Origin of the sequence: Streptomonospora mangrovi, assembly GCF_027604915.1 — a bacterium.
Taxonomy (GTDB): domain Bacteria; phylum Actinomycetota; class Actinomycetes; order Streptosporangiales; family Streptosporangiaceae; genus Streptomonospora; species Streptomonospora mangrovi.
The window spans coordinates 117,302-132,727 of record NZ_JAJAQC010000003.1; the positions used below are offsets into that span (position 1 = coordinate 117,302).

At 73.3% G+C, this 15,426-nt stretch carries 15 protein-coding genes and 1 tRNA gene; 14 read left to right on the forward strand and 2 right to left on the reverse strand.

Annotated elements, in window-relative coordinates; translation table 11 throughout:
- Positions 1–28: 28 nt before the first annotated feature.
- Positions 29–1,081 carry a MurR/RpiR family transcriptional regulator gene (locus LG943_RS02035; RefSeq protein ID WP_270070404.1) on the reverse strand — a complete coding sequence of 351 codons (1,053 nt, stop codon included), beginning with the start codon at positions 1,079–1,081 and terminating at the stop codon, positions 29–31.
- Between the two features lie 1,406 nt (positions 1,082–2,487).
- Positions 2,488–3,258: a transposase gene (locus LG943_RS02040; RefSeq protein ID WP_270070405.1), complete on the reverse strand. Its 771-nt coding sequence runs from the start codon at positions 3,256–3,258 to the stop codon at positions 2,488–2,490.
- Between the two features lie 51 nt (positions 3,259–3,309).
- Between LG943_RS02040 and LG943_RS02045 the strand changes: the two genes are divergently transcribed.
- The 14 genes from LG943_RS02045 to LG943_RS02110 all read left to right on the forward strand — a co-directional run bounded on the left by LG943_RS02045 (position 3,310) and on the right by LG943_RS02110 (position 15,390).
- Positions 3,310–3,873 carry a GNAT family N-acetyltransferase gene (locus LG943_RS02045; protein WP_270070406.1) on the forward strand — a complete coding sequence of 188 codons (564 nt, stop codon included), beginning with the start codon at positions 3,310–3,312 and terminating at the stop codon, positions 3,871–3,873.
- Between the two features lie 80 nt (positions 3,874–3,953).
- Positions 3,954–4,967 carry an N-acetylglucosamine kinase gene (locus LG943_RS02050; RefSeq protein ID WP_270070407.1) on the forward strand — a complete coding sequence of 338 codons (1,014 nt, stop codon included), beginning with the start codon at positions 3,954–3,956 and terminating at the stop codon, positions 4,965–4,967.
- Positions 4,968–5,242: 275 nt separating this feature from the next.
- Entirely contained in the window at positions 5,243–5,431 is a 189-nt protein-coding gene (locus LG943_RS02055; RefSeq protein WP_270070408.1) for a hypothetical protein, read from the forward strand.
- Positions 5,432–5,600: 169 nt separating this feature from the next.
- Positions 5,601–5,673: transfer RNA gene (locus LG943_RS02060), tRNA-Lys, on the forward strand.
- 79 nt (positions 5,674–5,752) lie between these two features.
- Entirely contained in the window at positions 5,753–6,193 is a 441-nt protein-coding gene (locus LG943_RS02065; RefSeq protein WP_270070409.1) for a VOC family protein, read from the forward strand.
- Positions 6,194–6,353: 160 nt separating this feature from the next.
- On the forward strand, positions 6,354–6,863 hold the full coding sequence (locus LG943_RS02070) for a GbsR/MarR family transcriptional regulator (RefSeq protein WP_270070410.1): 510 nt from the start codon (positions 6,354–6,356) through the stop codon (positions 6,861–6,863).
- 10 nt (positions 6,864–6,873) lie between these two features.
- Positions 6,874–7,791: an ABC transporter ATP-binding protein gene (locus tag LG943_RS02075; RefSeq protein ID WP_270070411.1), complete on the forward strand. Its 918-nt coding sequence runs from the start codon at positions 6,874–6,876 to the stop codon at positions 7,789–7,791.
- Positions 7,788–8,528 carry a fluoroquinolone export ABC transporter permease subunit gene (locus LG943_RS02080; RefSeq protein ID WP_270070412.1) on the forward strand — a complete coding sequence of 247 codons (741 nt, stop codon included), beginning with the start codon at positions 7,788–7,790 and terminating at the stop codon, positions 8,526–8,528. The genes LG943_RS02075 and LG943_RS02080 overlap by 4 nt, the downstream gene beginning before the upstream one ends.
- A 1-nt stretch (position 8,529) precedes the next feature.
- Positions 8,530–9,264, forward strand: coding sequence for a hypothetical protein (locus LG943_RS02085; protein WP_270070413.1), 735 nt, complete (start codon positions 8,530–8,532; stop codon positions 9,262–9,264).
- A gap of 430 nt (positions 9,265–9,694) precedes the next feature.
- Entirely contained in the window at positions 9,695–10,804 is a 1,110-nt protein-coding gene (locus LG943_RS02090; protein ID WP_270070414.1) for a Gfo/Idh/MocA family protein, read from the forward strand.
- 136 nt (positions 10,805–10,940) lie between these two features.
- Entirely contained in the window at positions 10,941–11,948 is a 1,008-nt protein-coding gene (locus tag LG943_RS02095) for an ABC transporter permease (protein WP_270070415.1), read from the forward strand.
- Positions 11,945–13,126, forward strand: coding sequence for an ABC transporter permease (locus LG943_RS02100; protein WP_270070416.1), 1,182 nt, complete (start codon positions 11,945–11,947; stop codon positions 13,124–13,126). The genes LG943_RS02095 and LG943_RS02100 overlap by 4 nt, the downstream gene beginning before the upstream one ends.
- A 10-nt stretch (positions 13,127–13,136) precedes the next feature.
- Positions 13,137–14,264 (forward strand): ABC transporter ATP-binding protein, encoded by a 1,128-nt coding sequence (locus LG943_RS02105; RefSeq protein WP_270070417.1) that lies wholly within the window; start codon positions 13,137–13,139, stop codon positions 14,262–14,264.
- Positions 14,254–15,390, forward strand: a complete 1,137-nt coding sequence (locus tag LG943_RS02110) for an ABC transporter ATP-binding protein (RefSeq protein ID WP_270070418.1) — start codon at positions 14,254–14,256, stop codon at positions 15,388–15,390. The genes LG943_RS02105 and LG943_RS02110 overlap by 11 nt, the downstream gene beginning before the upstream one ends.
- Positions 15,391–15,426 lie beyond the last annotated feature (36 nt).

Genomic DNA, 15,426 nt, shown 5'->3' on the forward strand with positions numbered 1-15,426 from the left:
GGCCGGTCAGCGGCCGGCTGTCCGCACGTCACCGCGCGCCGTCGCCGTCGCCGTCGCTCTCGGGCGCCGGTGCGGCGTGGGGGTCGGCGGCGCCCCGGCGGCGCGGCGCCGGCCGGCGCCGGTCCTCGCCCACCCGCAGCCCCCGCACGGCGTCGTAGGTGGTGGCCAGGGCGCTGCGGCTGTCGGCGTAGCGCGACTGGGCCAGCCCCACGAACAGGCAGTCGATCACGGTGAGCTGGGCGAGCCGGCTGGCGGTGGCGCCGGAGCGGAAGGTGGTCTCGCGCGCGGCCGTGGTGAGCACGTGGTCGGCGGCCTCGCTGATGGCGGCGCGCGGGAAGTTGGTGATGGCCACGGTGGTGGCGCCCCGGCGGCGCGCCTCGGCGAGGGCGTCGATGGTGTCGATGGTGGTGCCGGTGTGGGAGACCGCGAGCGCGACGTCGTCCTCGCACAGCAGCGCGGCGCTGGTCAGCATCACGTGGGTGTCGGACCAGGCGAAGGACGTGATGCCGATGCGGTGCAGCTTCTGCTGGAGGTCGGCGGCGACGAACCCGCTGGCGCCCACACCGTAGATGTCGATGCGCCGGGCCACCGCCATGCGCTCCACGACCGCCTGGAGCACCTGGATGTCGAGCTGCACGGCGGTGTCCTCGACCGCGCGGGCGTCGGTGTAGGCGATCTTCTGGACGACGGTCACCAGGGTGTCGTCGGGGTTGATGTCGCCGGCGAACTCCCGGGTGCTGATCCCCGCGCCGCGCGCCTGCCCGGCCTCGGTGGCAAGGGCCAGCCGGAGTTCGCGGTACCCGGTGAAGTCGATGGTGCGGCAGAACCGGATGACCGTGGCCTCGGAGGTGGCGCAGTCCTTGGCGAGCTGGGTGATGGAGGACGCGGCGACCCCTTCGGGGTCGGCGATGATGCGCTGGGCCACGCGCTGCTCGGCCGGCGCCAGGGACGGCAGCAGCGAGCGGATGCGCAGGACAGTGGTCGGCGAGGCGGAGTCGTCCCGTCCGAACGGCCCCGAGGTGCCCTCGCCGACCGCTGCCCCGCTGTCGTGGGAGTTCGGCGGTTTCGCCGTTTTCGCCATGGTGGAAAGTTTCTTTCGAATCGCTCGGCCGAGTCAATGCGCGGCCGGAGTTTGTCCGCCCGTTCCGCCGCGGCGGCGGTCGATGCCGCACACGTTCGGGACCGGCAGCCGGCGCCCTTGGCCGCGTCCGAATCCACGGCAGCCGCAGGGCGCGTGGTGTCACTGGCGGCAACGCTACTCGCCCCTCGGCGGATCGTCCGCCCCCAGGGGCGGCCTACGGCGCTGCGGGTGGCGGCGCAGCCCGGGGCGGGGGGCGCGGCCGGTCCGGAGAGCAGAGCCGCGCGTGCGTTGGGGCGGCCGCGACCGGTAGGGCCGGCCCGAAACCCAAGGACCGGAAAGGCACCGACCCCACGTCGCGATTCACTGCGGCGTGCGCGGGTTGCGGGCGGCGGCGTCCGAGGCGGCCGGCCGGGTCGGGCGCGACTCGGGGCGGCCGCTACCGGCTGGGCCGGGCCGAAGTCCACCGTGCCGGAATGTGCCGAATCCGTGGGGCGAATCTCGGCGGTGGGCGCGGGGAGGGGCGGCGAAGGCAGCGAGCCCGGGTTACGGCCGGAATGTGCTTAACCCGTGTCGCGGACTCCGGCGGCGTGCGCGTGTGGGGGACGGCGCGAAGTACGCGGCCGTGCCAGGGGTGCGCCGCGGGGCCGCACTGGCTGGGGCGGGCCGAAAGCCGCTGTGCCCAAGGGACCGGAAACGGTGCCGCGTGCGCGGGTGGTGGCGGTGAAGGCGGCGCGCGCGTGCCACGACCGGGCCGGGTGCCGGGCGGACATGGCCGGAGGCGGCTCCAACCGGGGGGCGGGGGCGAAGCCCGTCGTGAAGGCGCCGAGCCCGTGGCTCGGACCTCGGTGGCGGGTGGCGAAGCCGGCGCGCCCGCGCCACGCTCGGGCGGTCGGGGCGGGCGTGCCTGGCGAGCGTGGACCTGTGCGGTCGTCTCGCCAGGCACGGGCGGCTCTGCCGAGCCGCCATCCCACGAGCCGGCCGTCCTCCGACTCTTGGGAGCCGAGAGGATCGCCCAACGTTGTCCCGGCCCGCTTCGCGAAGGGGCTTCGGCCGCGGGGAAGTACCGGCCGCAGCCACCTTCTGGCATCAGGCTCGTGCACTGGGCTTTCAGCGCGCTGGCGATTCACTTTCACCTGCGTGCGGGGGCGCCCGGTGTTCCGCGCCACCGGTGCCCCCGACGCGGTGTGACAACGGCCGCCGCCCCCGGCCGCGTTCCCGAAACCGGTGCGCGTCGGGCGCACCTGGCCGCACCTGGCCAACCGGGCGGCCCGGCCCCACCCGGCCACCCGGTCGGGCCGGTTCCCTCCCCCTGCCGGCCTCGCGGCTCCCGCCGCGCCCGCGCGCGCCGCACTAAGGGCTGTCCCGTAAATGATCTATGAAGTGCTGGTTGACCAGTCCGTTCTTCGTTACCCGGCCAGGGCGAGATTGTGCAGGCGGGCGATGCCGAGCATGGCGTGGTGAACACCGTCACCTTTCAGGCGGCAGTCGCGGAGGATCTTCCTGCCCTTCATCCGGGCGAAGACGTGCTCGACGCGGGCGCGGACCTTGCGGTGAGAGGCGTTGTGCTCCTCTTTCCAGGCCGGGAGTTCGGCCTGGCCGCGCTCGCGGCGGTGCGGGATGACCAAGCCGGTGCCCCGGTAGCCGCCGTCCGCGATGACCGTGGTCCTGCCGACAGCCTCCTTCGCGCCGCACAGTTGCCACGCCTTGCAGTCGTTGCGGTTGCCGGGCACCGGCCGGCCGACGGCGACCACGAGCCGGGTGTCGGCATTGATGACGACCTGGTGGTTGGTTGAGTACCGGTGATTCTTCGACTGCTCGGCGACGGTGTGGTCACGGGTGGGCACCAGGGTTCCGTCCACGATCAGCACGGTGTCCTTGGGGAACCGCCTGCGCGGCTGGAGCGCGAGCAAGGGCCCGAGGTGGGCGATGATGCGGTCGGCGGCCGACTTCGAGATGCCGAACAGCGGCGCAAGCTGCCGCAGCGTCAGGTTCGTGCGCCAGTACGCGGCGACCAGCACAACCCGATCCTCCAACGGCAAGCTCCACGGCCGTCCTCTGCGGACCGCATCCGCGCCTTCGCGGCGCAGCGCGGTCATCAGGTTGCTGAACTGACGTGGGCTCAGCCGAGTGAACGGGACCATCCGGGAAGGCTTCGACGCCGTGATCACACCAGCCACCCCAAGATCATCTCTTGTGGTGGGGCTCTGCGCGATGTCCCGCAGAATCCGATGGCGCAACGCAGCTCAGGCGTCAAGAATCGCCGGATGCATGAAGTGAAGCTGTCCGACGGGATCATCAGCCTGTCCCCGCTACGCCTGGACGATACGGAGGCGCACCTCGCGGGGGAGGATGAGCAGCTGGTGCGCTGGCTCAGCGGCGGTCCCGGCACACGCGAGGGCGTCGAAGCCTACATCCGGCACTGCCGGGAACAGTGGGACACAGCCGGCCCACTCCGCGCTTTCGGCATACGGGTAGGCATCGACGGGGCGCTCGCGGGGACGATCGACCTGCGCTTCACAGCAGAGGGCTTGTCTCCCGGCCAGGTGAATGTCGCCTACGGCCTCTACCCGTCCTGGAGAGGGCGCGGCCTGGCCACCCGCGCGGTCGTCTTGGTCTCCCGATATGCGACGAGTGAGGGAGCGAAGCAGGCTGTGATCCGGGTAGAGCCGGAGAACGCCGCGTCTTCCGCAGTCGCCCGCCGGGCGGGCTTTACCCCCGACAAGCACACACGCGGCGCGGACGGGACACGGCTCGACTGGTACATGCGGGATCTGTGCATCGATACCCAGTGACGACCCTGGCGCTCGCAAGCCGGCGCGGGGCTTGGCGACGCATGACCAGCGGTTACGGGAGAGCCCTTAAACTGCCGGGCATGGTGCGGCATGTGGTCATCGGGGTCGACGCGGGCGGCACCACGACGCGGTGCGTGGCGGTCGCCCGGGACGGCCGGGTGCTGGGCTCGGGGCGCGGCGGCGGGGCCAATCCGTTCTCCAGCGCCGATCCCGCCGCCGCCCTGGAAGCCGCCCTGCGCGCGGCCTTGGCCGAGGCCGGGGACGTCGCCGTGGACCACGCCGTGTTCGGCATCGCGGGCTCGGCTGAGGCCGGGCGGCCCGCCGCCGAGGTGGCCATGCTGCGGGCGTGGGCCGCCGTGGGCCTGGGCGGACGGCCGCGCCTCACCGACGACATCGCGGTCGCGTTCGCCGCGGGCTCGGCGGCCGACGCCGGGGCGGTCCTGATCGCCGGCACCGGCGCGGTCGCGGCCTTCGTCCACTCCGGCGCCGTGGCCCACCGCTGCGACGGCTACGGGTGGCTGCTGGGCGACGAGGGGTCGGCGGTCTGGTTGGCCGTGGCGGGGCTGCGGGCCGCGCTGGCGGCCATGGACGGGCGCGGCCCCGGTGGCCCGCTCGGCGCGCGGCTGGCCGCCGCTCTGGACATCCCCGCCGGCGATCCGCAGGCGATCGTCCGCGCCGCCCACGGCCGCCCGCCGGCGGAGCTGGGCGCGCTGGCGCCCGTGGTCGCCGCGACGGCTGACGACGGCGACCCCGTGGCCGCCGGCATCGTCGCCGAGGCCGCCGAACGGCTGCTGGCCACGCTGGGCGCGGTGATGGCCGCCGCCGACCCGGTGGCCGCCCCGCAGGACCCGCCGGGCGGCGCGGTCCCCGGCCCTCCGCCGCGTGCGGGCGCCGGTGTGCCGATCGTGCTGGCCGGCACGCTGCTGGCGCGCGGCCGCCTCGCCGAGGCGGTGCGCGCCGGGGTCACCGCCCGCTACGGCGCCGCGCCCACCCCGGCGGTCGAGGGCGCGCGCGGCGCGGCCGGGCTGGCACTGCGCGACCTCGGCGCCCCCGCCGACGCGCACGCGGCCCTGCTGCGCGCCGGCGCGGATTGACCCGGCCTGCCTCCCGGCCGCGGCCGGCGGCCACCGCCGCCCGCCGGGCGGCGGCGTGGGTATGCGGCGGGTGTGAGGTCGGCCGCGCCGCCCCTGTCCGGCCGGCGGGCGCACCGCACCGCCGGTGCGGCGGTGCCACCGCGACTACCTGGAGCATCGCGCCCGGGCGTCCCGCTTCGCCGCCGCACGCGTGAGACCGGCGAATCGCCCGATACCAACTGATTTCTGCGCGGTGCGGGCTTCACCCGGGGGCGTGAGTCGCTATGGTCGTCTCCATGTCTGACAACAAGGATCAAGAGCAGGTCGACCCCGCGGGTTCGACCATGATGTTCCGCCGCTTCGTGGCGGAGAACCGCGAGCCCGAGACCGCGCCGAAGCCCCCGATCACCCCCTACATCCTCGCCGGTGTGGGCGCGATCGTGGCCATCGGCATCATCGTGGCCGTGGTCATGACGTGGTCCTGACCATGACCGCCGAAGCCCGGCCCTAAGCCCCCACTCCTCGTCCCCCCGCGGAGTGGGGGCGGCGGGCCGTACGCGGGCAATTCGGTTCGCCAGTGCCCTGGGCGGCTGCTATCGTTTACCACGTCGCGAGCCCGGCAGGCCGGAGTTTCCGCCGGTGGGGCCGCACGGAGCGCCATTAGCTCAATTGGCAGAGCAGCTGACTCTTAATCAGCGGGTTCGGGGTTCGAGTCCCTGATGGCGCACTCACCATCACGGTGCCGGCGTGGACGACTCTCGTCCACGCCTTCTTCTTTCCCGCTTCCGCCCCCCTAAGCTCGGGCCATGACGATTCAGCGCATGGACCACGTCAGCGTCGTCGTCGGCGACCTCCCCGCCGCCGTCGCGTTCTTCACCGCCCTCGGCATGGAACTGGAGGGCCAGGCGCCGGCCGAGGGCCCCGAGGTGGACCGCCTCGTCGGGATCGACGGCGTCCGCGCCGACATCGCGATGATGCGCACCCCCGACGGCCACGGCGGGGTCGAGCTGACCCGCTACCACGCGCCGCCGGCCACCGCCCCCGAGCAGGCCGCCGCCCCGGTGACCGCGCCGGGCCTGCGCACGGTCATGTTCGCCGTCGACGACCTCGACGACACCCTGGCCCGGCTGCTCGACCACGGGGTCAGGCCCGTCGGCGATGTGGTGCGCTACGGCGACGCCTACCGGCTGGTCTACGTTCGCGGCCCCGAGAACGTCCTCGTCGCCCTGGCCGAGCCGATCTCCTGAGCCCTCTCTGCCGATGTCCCCGGCGCGGGCGTCCCTCCTCCGGGAAGGGCGCCCGGCGACGCTCCGGACCCCCACTGGTGATAATTTCAAAAACTATTGAAAGTTCATGCCGATCATTTTAGTATCACCCCTGACATAACCGACACAGGGGGGACGCACCATGGCGGACACCGGGATGGAGCGTGAGCGCCAGGTCTTTGCCGAGGAACTCGGCCGGTTCTTCGAGGCACGAGGGCTGCCCCGCATGGAGGGGCGCGTCCTGGGACGACTGATCGTGTGCAGCCCCCCGCACCAGTCGGCCGACGAACTGGCCGAGGCCCTCGACGTGAGTCGGGGGGCGATCAGCATGGCGATCCGGCTGCTGCAGCGCTCCGAGGCGGTGGAGCGGTTCACCGTCCCCGGCTCGCGGCGGCACTACTACCGGCTCCGCCCTGGCTTCTGGCGCGGGGAGATTGACACGCGCGTGCAGGAGGCGGCGGCCGTCCGGACCCTGGCCGAGAATGGGCTCAAGCGCCTGGCGGGCGCACCCGCCGAGGACCTGGACCGGCTCCGCGACCTGCACACCATGTACACGTTCCTGGAACGTGGCTACGCCGCCCTGCGCGACTCCTGGCACGAAGCGGGCGGGCGCCGGATGACGCATCCGGCACATCCACCTGACACACCGTAGGGAAACCACCATGGCCCGAACCCGGGCCGGGGCCGACCGCGCCCCGGCCACCTCCGGCAAGACGCCCCCGGTCATCGAGGTCGCAGACCTCACCTACACCTACCCCAAGGCCTCTGAGCCCGCCGTGCGCGGCATGGCCTTCTCCCTCGCCCCCGGGGAGGTCTTCGGCTTCCTCGGCCCGAGCGGGGCGGGCAAGTCCACCACCCAGAAAATCCTCACCGGACTGCTCACCGGCGCCCAGGGGACCGCCACCGTGTGGGGGCGCCCGCCGGCGGAGTGGGGCAACGAGTACTACCGGCGGATCGGCGTCTCCTTCGAACTGCCCAACCACTACCAAAAGCTCACCGCACTGGAGAACTTGGAGTTCTTCTCCTCGCTGTACGGCGGCGCGGTCGAGGACCCCCTCGCGCTGCTGCGCCGGGTCGGCCTGGCCGACGCCGCGCACACCCGGGTGGGCCGCTTCTCCAAGGGCATGCAGACCCGGCTGACGTTCGTCCGCGCCCTGCTCCACCGGCCCGAACTCGTCTTCCTGGACGAGCCCACCAGCGGGCTGGACCCCGCCAACGCGCGCATCGTCAAGGCGATGATCACCGAACTGCGGGAGCAGGGTCGTACCGTCTTCCTCACCACCCACAGCATGGAGACCGCCGAGGAGCTGTGCGACCGCGTGGCGTTCGTGGTCGACGGGCGCATCGCCGCCCTCGACTCCCCCGAGGAACTGCGGCTCGCGCGCAGCCGGCGGACCGTGCGGGTGGCCTATCGGTCGGCGAACGGCTGCCTGGAGACCGCGGAGTTCCCGCTGGACGGCATGGCCGACGACCCCGCGCTGCTTACCCTGCTGCGCGAGCACCGGATCGAGTCGGTGCACAGCCAGGAGGCAGGACTGGACGACGTGTTCGTCGAGGTCACCGGACGGTCGATCCGATGAGCGCCCTCACCGCCCCGCCGGCCGCCCGGCGCTCCGCCCGGCTGCGCAGCGCCGTCTGGCTGGAGCTGCGGCTACAGAAGCGCTACGGGTTCCTCTACGCCGCCGCCTTCTCCGTCGCGCTGTGGCTGGCGATCCTGCTGCCGCTACCTGTGGACTACCGCGAGGTCGCCGCTCCCCTGGTGCTCTTCGGTGACCTGGTGATCGTCCCGTTCTTCTTCATCGCCGCCTCGCTGTTCTTCGAGAAGGGCGAGCGCACCCTCCTGGCGCTGAACGTTTCGCCGCTGCGGTTCGCTGACTACCTGGTCTCCAAGGTGGCCACCCTGGCGCTGCTGAGCACGGTGCTCGCGGTGGCGATCGTGCTGGCCGCGCACGGCCTGGCGTTCTCACCCCTGCCGCTGCTGGTCGGCGTGGCGACCACGTCCGTGTTCATGCTGATGCTCAGCTTCACCACCGCGCTCCCGTTCTCCTCGGTCACCGACTGGGTGGTGCCCTCGACCTTCTGGCTGACGCTGGTGAACACGCCGCTGCTGCACTACGCGGGCCTGTGGGAGCACCCGGTGCTCTACCTGGTCCCCACCCAGGGCTCGCTCATCCTGCTCGGCGCGGCCTTCGGCCGCACCGATCCCGCCCCCTGGGAGTACGCCTACGCGATCGGCTACCAGTTGCTGTGGGTGCTCCTGCTGGCGCTGCTCGCCCGCCGGCTCTTCCTCCGGTTCGTCGTCGCCGAAGGAGCATGACATGGCACACGCGGTGCGCGCCTTCGGGCGCAACGACCTGATCGGGCTGCGGCGCGACTCCATGCTGCGCTTTCTGGTCGTCGCGCCCTTCTTCTACCTCGCGGTGCTGCGGTTCACCCTGCCGCCGCTGACCGCGATGCTGGACGAGCGCTACGGCTTCGCCCTAACCCCCTACCACCCCCTTATCGTGTCGATGTTCCTGGTGCTGGGGCCGGTGGGGGTCTTGGGCGCGCTGGCCGGGTTGATGCTGCTGGAGGAGAAGGACTCCCGGACCCTCCAGGCGCTGCGGGTCACGCCGGTGGCCATGCCGGTGTTCGCGCTGTACCGGGTGGCCACCCTGGTCGCGGTGACCACGGTGTTCGTCACGGTCGCCGTGGTGCTCAGCGGCTTCATGCCTGCGGCGGGGCTGCCCGGCACCGCGGCGGCGGCGCTGTGCGCGGCGCTCACCGCGGCGGTGGTGGCGGTCCTGATGGCGCTGGCGGGGCGAAACAAGGTGGAGGGGCTCGCGGTGATCCGGGCCGTGGGAACGCTGCTCTTCGCTCTGCCAATCCTGCCGTGGTTCCTCCCGGACGCCTGGGGCCTGGCCTTCGGAGTCCTGCCGTCCTACTGGGCCGCCAAGGTCTTCTGGGTCACCGCGCAGGGCGGTGCCGTCTGGCCCTGGCTGCTCGGCGGGATCGTGGTCAACGGCGCCTACCTGGGTCTGCTGGTCTGGGGCTTCACCCGCCGCAACCGCTGATCGGCCCACGACCCCGCCCTACGGGCGCCCTCCCTCGGGAGGGCGCCCGCCGGTGTTTGGCGCCCGTCCACCACTCCACCGCGATGGGCGATGCAGCGTACTCGAAAGTTTCGAGTCGGTGGCACTGTGGTCGAGATGCGGTCGGGAGAAAGGATTTTCGGTGAGGGCCCATGTGTCCGGCTTCCGTGGTGGACGCCGGTGCGCCGGGAGGCGCGGAGTGATCCGGAAGTTCTTTGGGGCTTGACCATGTGATGTCGCTTACGTAGATTCAGGCGCCAAGCCTTGCGGTCGAAGTTCCGATAATTTCGAGCCCCTTTCTCCGGTCGCACCCCGTGCGCGGGTCCGTGCACCCGACCTGCGAACCCCGTCCCCTCCGCCCGCCGCGGCGGACCCGGGTCCCGCCCGCCGGGATCCCCCAAGGAGGAGAGCCATGCACCCCCCCGACCCGGCGCCCGCACCCGCGGATCCGCTGCGCGTGGCCGTCGTGGGCACGGGCAACATCGCCCGCTACCACGTGGAGGCGTTGCAATCCCTGCCCGACGACGCCGTGGTCGTGGCCGCCGCCGACGTCAACCCCGACGCCCTCGCCGTCTTCACCGACCGCTACGGCATCCCCGAGCGCTTCACCTCCCTCGACCGCCTGCTCGGCGAGGTCCGCCCCGACCTGGTCCACCTGTGCACCCCACCCGGCCTGCACCACGGCCAGGCGCTGGCCTGCCTGCGCGCCGGGGTCAGTGCCCTGGTCGAGAAGCCGCCCGCCCTCAGCCTGGCCGAACTGGAGGACATGGCCGCCGCCGAGGGCGCCCAGGGCCCCTACCTCGCGACCCTGTTCCAGCACCGGTTCGGCTCGGGCGCCCGCCGCGTGCGGGCGCTCGTGGAGTCCGGCGCCCTGGGCCGCCCGCTCGTCGCCGTCTGCCACACCCTCTGGTTCCGCGACCAGTCCTACTTCGACGTCCCCTGGCGCGGGCGCTGGGACACCGAGGGCGGCGGCCCGACCATGGGCCACGGCATCCACCAGATGGACCTGCTCCTGGCGCTGCTGGGCGACTGGACCGAGGTCAGCGCCACCGCCCGCCGCCAGGCGCGGGTGATGGAGACCGAGGACGTGTCGCTGGCGCACGTGTCCTTCGCCAACGGCGCGGTGGCCACCGTCGTCAACAGCGTGCTCTCCCCGCGCGAGGAGAGCTACGTGCGCGTCGACTTCGAGCGCGCCACCGTCGAACTCCGCCACCTCTACGGCTACGGCGACGACGACTGGACGCTCACCCCGGCGCCGGGGTTCGAGGACGCCGCCGCGGCGGCCTGGGCGGCGGGGGAGAGCGGGGTCGCCAGCGGGCACCGCGCCCAGATCGCGCAGGTGCTGGCCGCGCTGCGGGCCACGGAGCCGCCGCCGGTGACCACCGCCGACGCCCTGCGCACCCTGCGGCTCATCGCCGGCCTCTACGCCTCGGCCGCCCAGCGGCGGGTGGTCACCCCCTCGGAACTGCGGCGGGGGTCGCCCTACTACGACCGCATGCACGGAGGCGGGACGCCATGGTAAGCGTTATCCAGCGCTCAGCGGCGCCGCCGCCCCCCGGTATTGCGCCGCCGCCTCCTCCGTATCGGCGCGCCCGTCCGGTAAGCGCTATCCACACCGCTGGGACCGTCCTCTGGTCCCGAGGCAGCCGGGGGGCGCCATGCGCGCACTGGTGATCCGCCGCCTCCTCTACATGGTGCCCACGCTCTTCGCCATCTCCCTGGTGGCGTTCCTGGTCATCCAGCTCCCGCCCGGCAACTACCTGGCCACCTACATCGCCGAGCTGTCGGCGCGCGGCGCCTCGGTCGAGCGCGCCCAGATCCTGGCCCTGGAGGAGCGCTACGGCCTCAACGAGCCCCTGCACGTGCAGTACCTGCGCTGGATCGGCGGCATCCTGCTCAACGGCGACTTCGGGATGTCCTTCGCCTACCAGCGGCCCGTGGCCGACCTCATCTGGGACCGCATCGGCCTGACCGTGGCCCTCGCGCTGGCGACCATGCTGGTCAGCTGGGTGATCGCGTTCCCCATCGGCGTCTACTCGGCGGTGCGCCAGCACTCCGTGGGCGACTACGCCGCCACCTTCGTGGGGTTCCTCGGCCTGGCCACCCCCAACTTCATGCTGGCGCTGGTCTTCGTGTGGGTCTCCTACCGCTTCTTCGGCGAAAGCGCCGGCGGGATCGTCTCACCGGAGTTCGCCGACTCCGCCTGGAACCTGGGCCGGGTGCTGGACGTGGTGTCCAACCTGTGGGCGCCGGTGCTGATCATCGGCGCCGCCGGCACCGCCGTGCTCATCCGGGTGCTGCGCGCCAACCTGCTGGACGAGCTGCGCAAGCCCTACGTCACCGCCGCGCGCGCCAAGGGGCTGCCCGAGTGGCGCGTCATCCTCAAGTACCCGGTGCGCATGGCCATCAGCCCCTTCATCAGCACCATCGGCTGGATCCTGCCCACCCTGGTCGGCGGCGAGGTGATGGTCTCCATCGTCCTCAGCCTCGACACCACCGGCCCGCTGCTGCTGGAGGCCCTGCAAAGCCAGGACATGTACCTGGCCGGGTCCTTCATCCTCGTGCTGGGCGCGCTCACCCTCGTCGGCACGCTGCTGTCCGACCTGCTCCTGGCCTGGTGGGACCCCCGCATCCGGCACGCCCAGACCGAGGAGGCGAGCGCGTGAACCCCCTGGCGCGCATCCGCCGCGACCGCCCCGCCCCCGCCCCCGACCCCGACACGGCCGGCGCCGACACCGCCGGCACCGCCGGGACCGGGCGCACCGCCGCGGCGGCGTCGCAGTGGCGGCTCATCTGGTGGCGGTTCAAGCGGCACCGGCTGGCCATGGCCAGCTCCGCGGTCATCGGCCTGCTCGTGTTCGTGGCGGTGTTCTGCGAGTTCGTGGCCCCCACCACCCCCGGCCACTACAGCGCCGAGCACACCCACGCGCCCCCGCAGGCGCTGCACGTGGTCGACACCCGCGACGGCTTCGACCTGGGCCTCTACGTGCACGGCTACCGCTCCACGCGCGACGAGGAGACGCTGGCGCGGGAGTACACCGTGGACGAGTCGGTGAAGATCCCCGTGGGGTTCTTCGTGGAGGGCCGCCCCTACGAGCTGTGGGGGGTCATCCCCGCCGACACCCACCTCATCGGCCCCACCGACCCCGACCAGCGCGTCTACCTGCTCGGCGCCGACCGCAACGGCCGCGACATGCTCTCCCGCATCGTCTACGGCACCCGGGTGTCGCTGTCCATCGGCCTGGCCGGGGTGGCGGTGTCCTTCGTGCTGGGCGTGGTGCTCGGCGGGATCTCCGGCTACTTCGGCGGCCGGATCGACACCGCCATCCAGCGCGTCATCGAGTTCACGATGTCCATCCCCACCATCCCGCTGTGGATGGGGCTCTCGGCGGCGGTGCCGCGCGAGTGGAGCGCGTTGCAGACCTACTTCGCCATCACCGTCATCCTCTCGCTCATCGGCTGGACCGACCTGGCCCGCGTGGTGCGCGGCCGGTTCCTGTCCCTGCGCGAGGAGGACTTCGTGCTGGCCGCCCGGCTGGACGGCTGCGGGCGCGCCCGCATCATCCGCCGCCACATGCTGCCGTCCTTCACCAGCCACATCGTCGCCTCGCTCACCCTGGCGATCCCGCTGATGATCCTCGCCGAGACGGCGCTGTCGTTCCTGGGCCTGGGCCTCCAGCCGCCCGTCGTGAGCTGGGGCGTGCTGATGCAGGAGGCGCAGAACATCCACTCCATCGCCAACGCGCCCTGGACCCTGCTGCCGGGCGTGGCGGTGACCGTGGCGGTGCTGGCGCTCAACTTCGCCGGCGACGGAATCCGCGACTCCGCCGACCCCTACCAGTAGGAGCCCGCACATGAGCACCCAGCCCGACGACGTGCTCCTGGAGGTGAAGGGGCTGCGCACCCACTTCACCACCGACACCGGTGAGGTCCGCGCCGTCAACGGCGCCGACCTCACCCTGCGCCGGGGCCGCACCCTGTGCGTGGTCGGCGAGAGCGGCTGCGGCAAGAGCGTCACCGCCCGCTCCATCCTGCAACTCGTGGAGCGGCCCGGCCGCGTGGTGGGCGGGCAGGTCCTGCTGCACCGGCGCGGCCCCGGCGGCGCCGCCGAGACCGTCGACCTGGCCGCGCTGGGCCCCCGCGACCGCCGCATCCGCCAGGTGCGGGGCCGCGACATCGCCATGGTCTTCCAGGAGCCGATGGCCTCGCTGTCGCTGGTGCACCGGGTGGGCAACCAGATCGGCGAGGCGATCCGCGTGCACAACCGGGTCAGCCGCGCCGAGGCGCGGCGCAGGAGCGTGGAGCTGCTGGGCCGGGTGGGGATCCCCGCGCCCGAGCGGATCGTGGACGCCTACCCCTTCCAGCTCTCGGGCGGCATGCGCCAGCGCGTCATGATCGCCATGGCGCTGTCGTGCGAGCCCGAGCTGCTGATCGCCGACGAGCCCACCACCGCGCTCGACGTCACCACCCAGGCCCAGATCCTGGACCTTCTGGCCGACCTCCAGGACAGCCGCGGCATGGCCATGCTGTTCATCACCCACGACATGGGAGTGGTCGCCGAGATCGCCGACGACGTCGCGGTGATGTACCTGGGCAGCGTGGTCGAGCAGGGCGCGGTGGACGGCGTGTTCCACGCGCCCCGCCACCCCTACACCCGCGCCCTGCTGGAGTCGGTGCCGCGCATGGGCGCGCCGCGCCGGGAGCGGCTGCCGGCCATCCGCGGCTCGGTGCCCGACCCCGCCCACCAGCCCAGCGGGTGCGTGTTCCGCGACCGCTGCGACCACGCCATGCCCGGCCGCTGCGACACCACCGTCCCCCCGCCGGTGTCCCTGGCCGACGGCCGGCGGGTGCGGTGCCTGCTCTACGGCGGCGACGCCCCCGCCGGCCACGCCGATCCCGCCGACCCAGCCCACCAGTTCCGCCCCGACCCCGCCGGCGCGTCCGCCCGCCGGGCCGATGAGGAGGCCGCCGATGCCGACTGACGCCGCGGACACCGCCGCCGCCCCCGCAAATCCGCTGCTGGAGGTCAGCGACCTGCGCGTGCACTTCCGGCTGCCCCGCGCCGCGCGCCGCCGCGCCCGCCGGGCGCCCGACCTGCCCGAGGAGGCCGCCGGGATCCCCCGCGGCGACACCGTGAAGGCGGTGGACGGGGTGGACCTGCGCATCGCCCACGGCGAGACGCTGGGCCTGGTGGGGGAGTCCGGCTGCGGCAAGACCACCCTGGGCTCGGCCGTGATGGGCGTGCGGCCCGAGGCGCGGGGGCACGTGCGCTACCGCACCGCCCAGGGCCGCGTCATCGACGCCGCCGCGCCGGCGCCCGAGGACGTCGCCGTCTACCGCCGCGAGGTGCGGATGGTCTTCCAGGACCCCTACGCCTCGCTCAACCCGCGCATGACCCTGCTCCAGATCGTCGGCGAGCCGCTGCGGGTGCTGCTCGGGGTCACCGGCTCCGAACTGGAGGACCGCGTCGCCGCGATCCTGGCCCGGGTGGGCCTGCGCCCCGACCACCTGCGCCGCTACCCGCACGCCTTCTCCGGCGGCGAGCGCCAGCGGGTCGGCATCGCCCGCGCGCTGGTGCCCGGCCCGCGCCTGGTCGTGGCCGACGAGGCGGTGAGCGCGCTGGACGTCTCGGTGCGCTCCCAGATCCTCAACCTGCTCCAGGACCTCCAGGCCGAGATGGGGCTGACCTACCTGTTCGTCTCCCACGACCTGTCGGTGGTCGAGCACGTGTGCGACCGGGTCGCCGTGATGTACCTGGGCCGCGTGGTGGAGCTGAGCCCCACCGCCGCCCTCTTCGCCCGCCCCCTGCACCCCTACACCGAGGCGCTGATCTCGGCCGTGCCGGTGCCCGACCCGCGGCTGCGGCGGCGCCGGCCCGTGGGCCCGCCCGAGGCGGCCGGCGCGCGGCGCGACCGGCGCGAGCGCATCCGGCTGCGCGGCGACCTGCCCGACCCCTCGGCGCCGCCGCCCGGCTGCCCCTTCCACACCCGCTGCCGCCACGCCACCGACCGGTGCGCCGCCGAGGTGCCGCCGCTGCGCGAGATCGCGCCCGGCCGCCTGGCCGCCTGCCACTACGCCGAGGAGCTGTCGCTGGCGGGCGCCCCCTGAGCGGGCGGCCCGCACCGCGCGCCCGGCGTCGGCCAT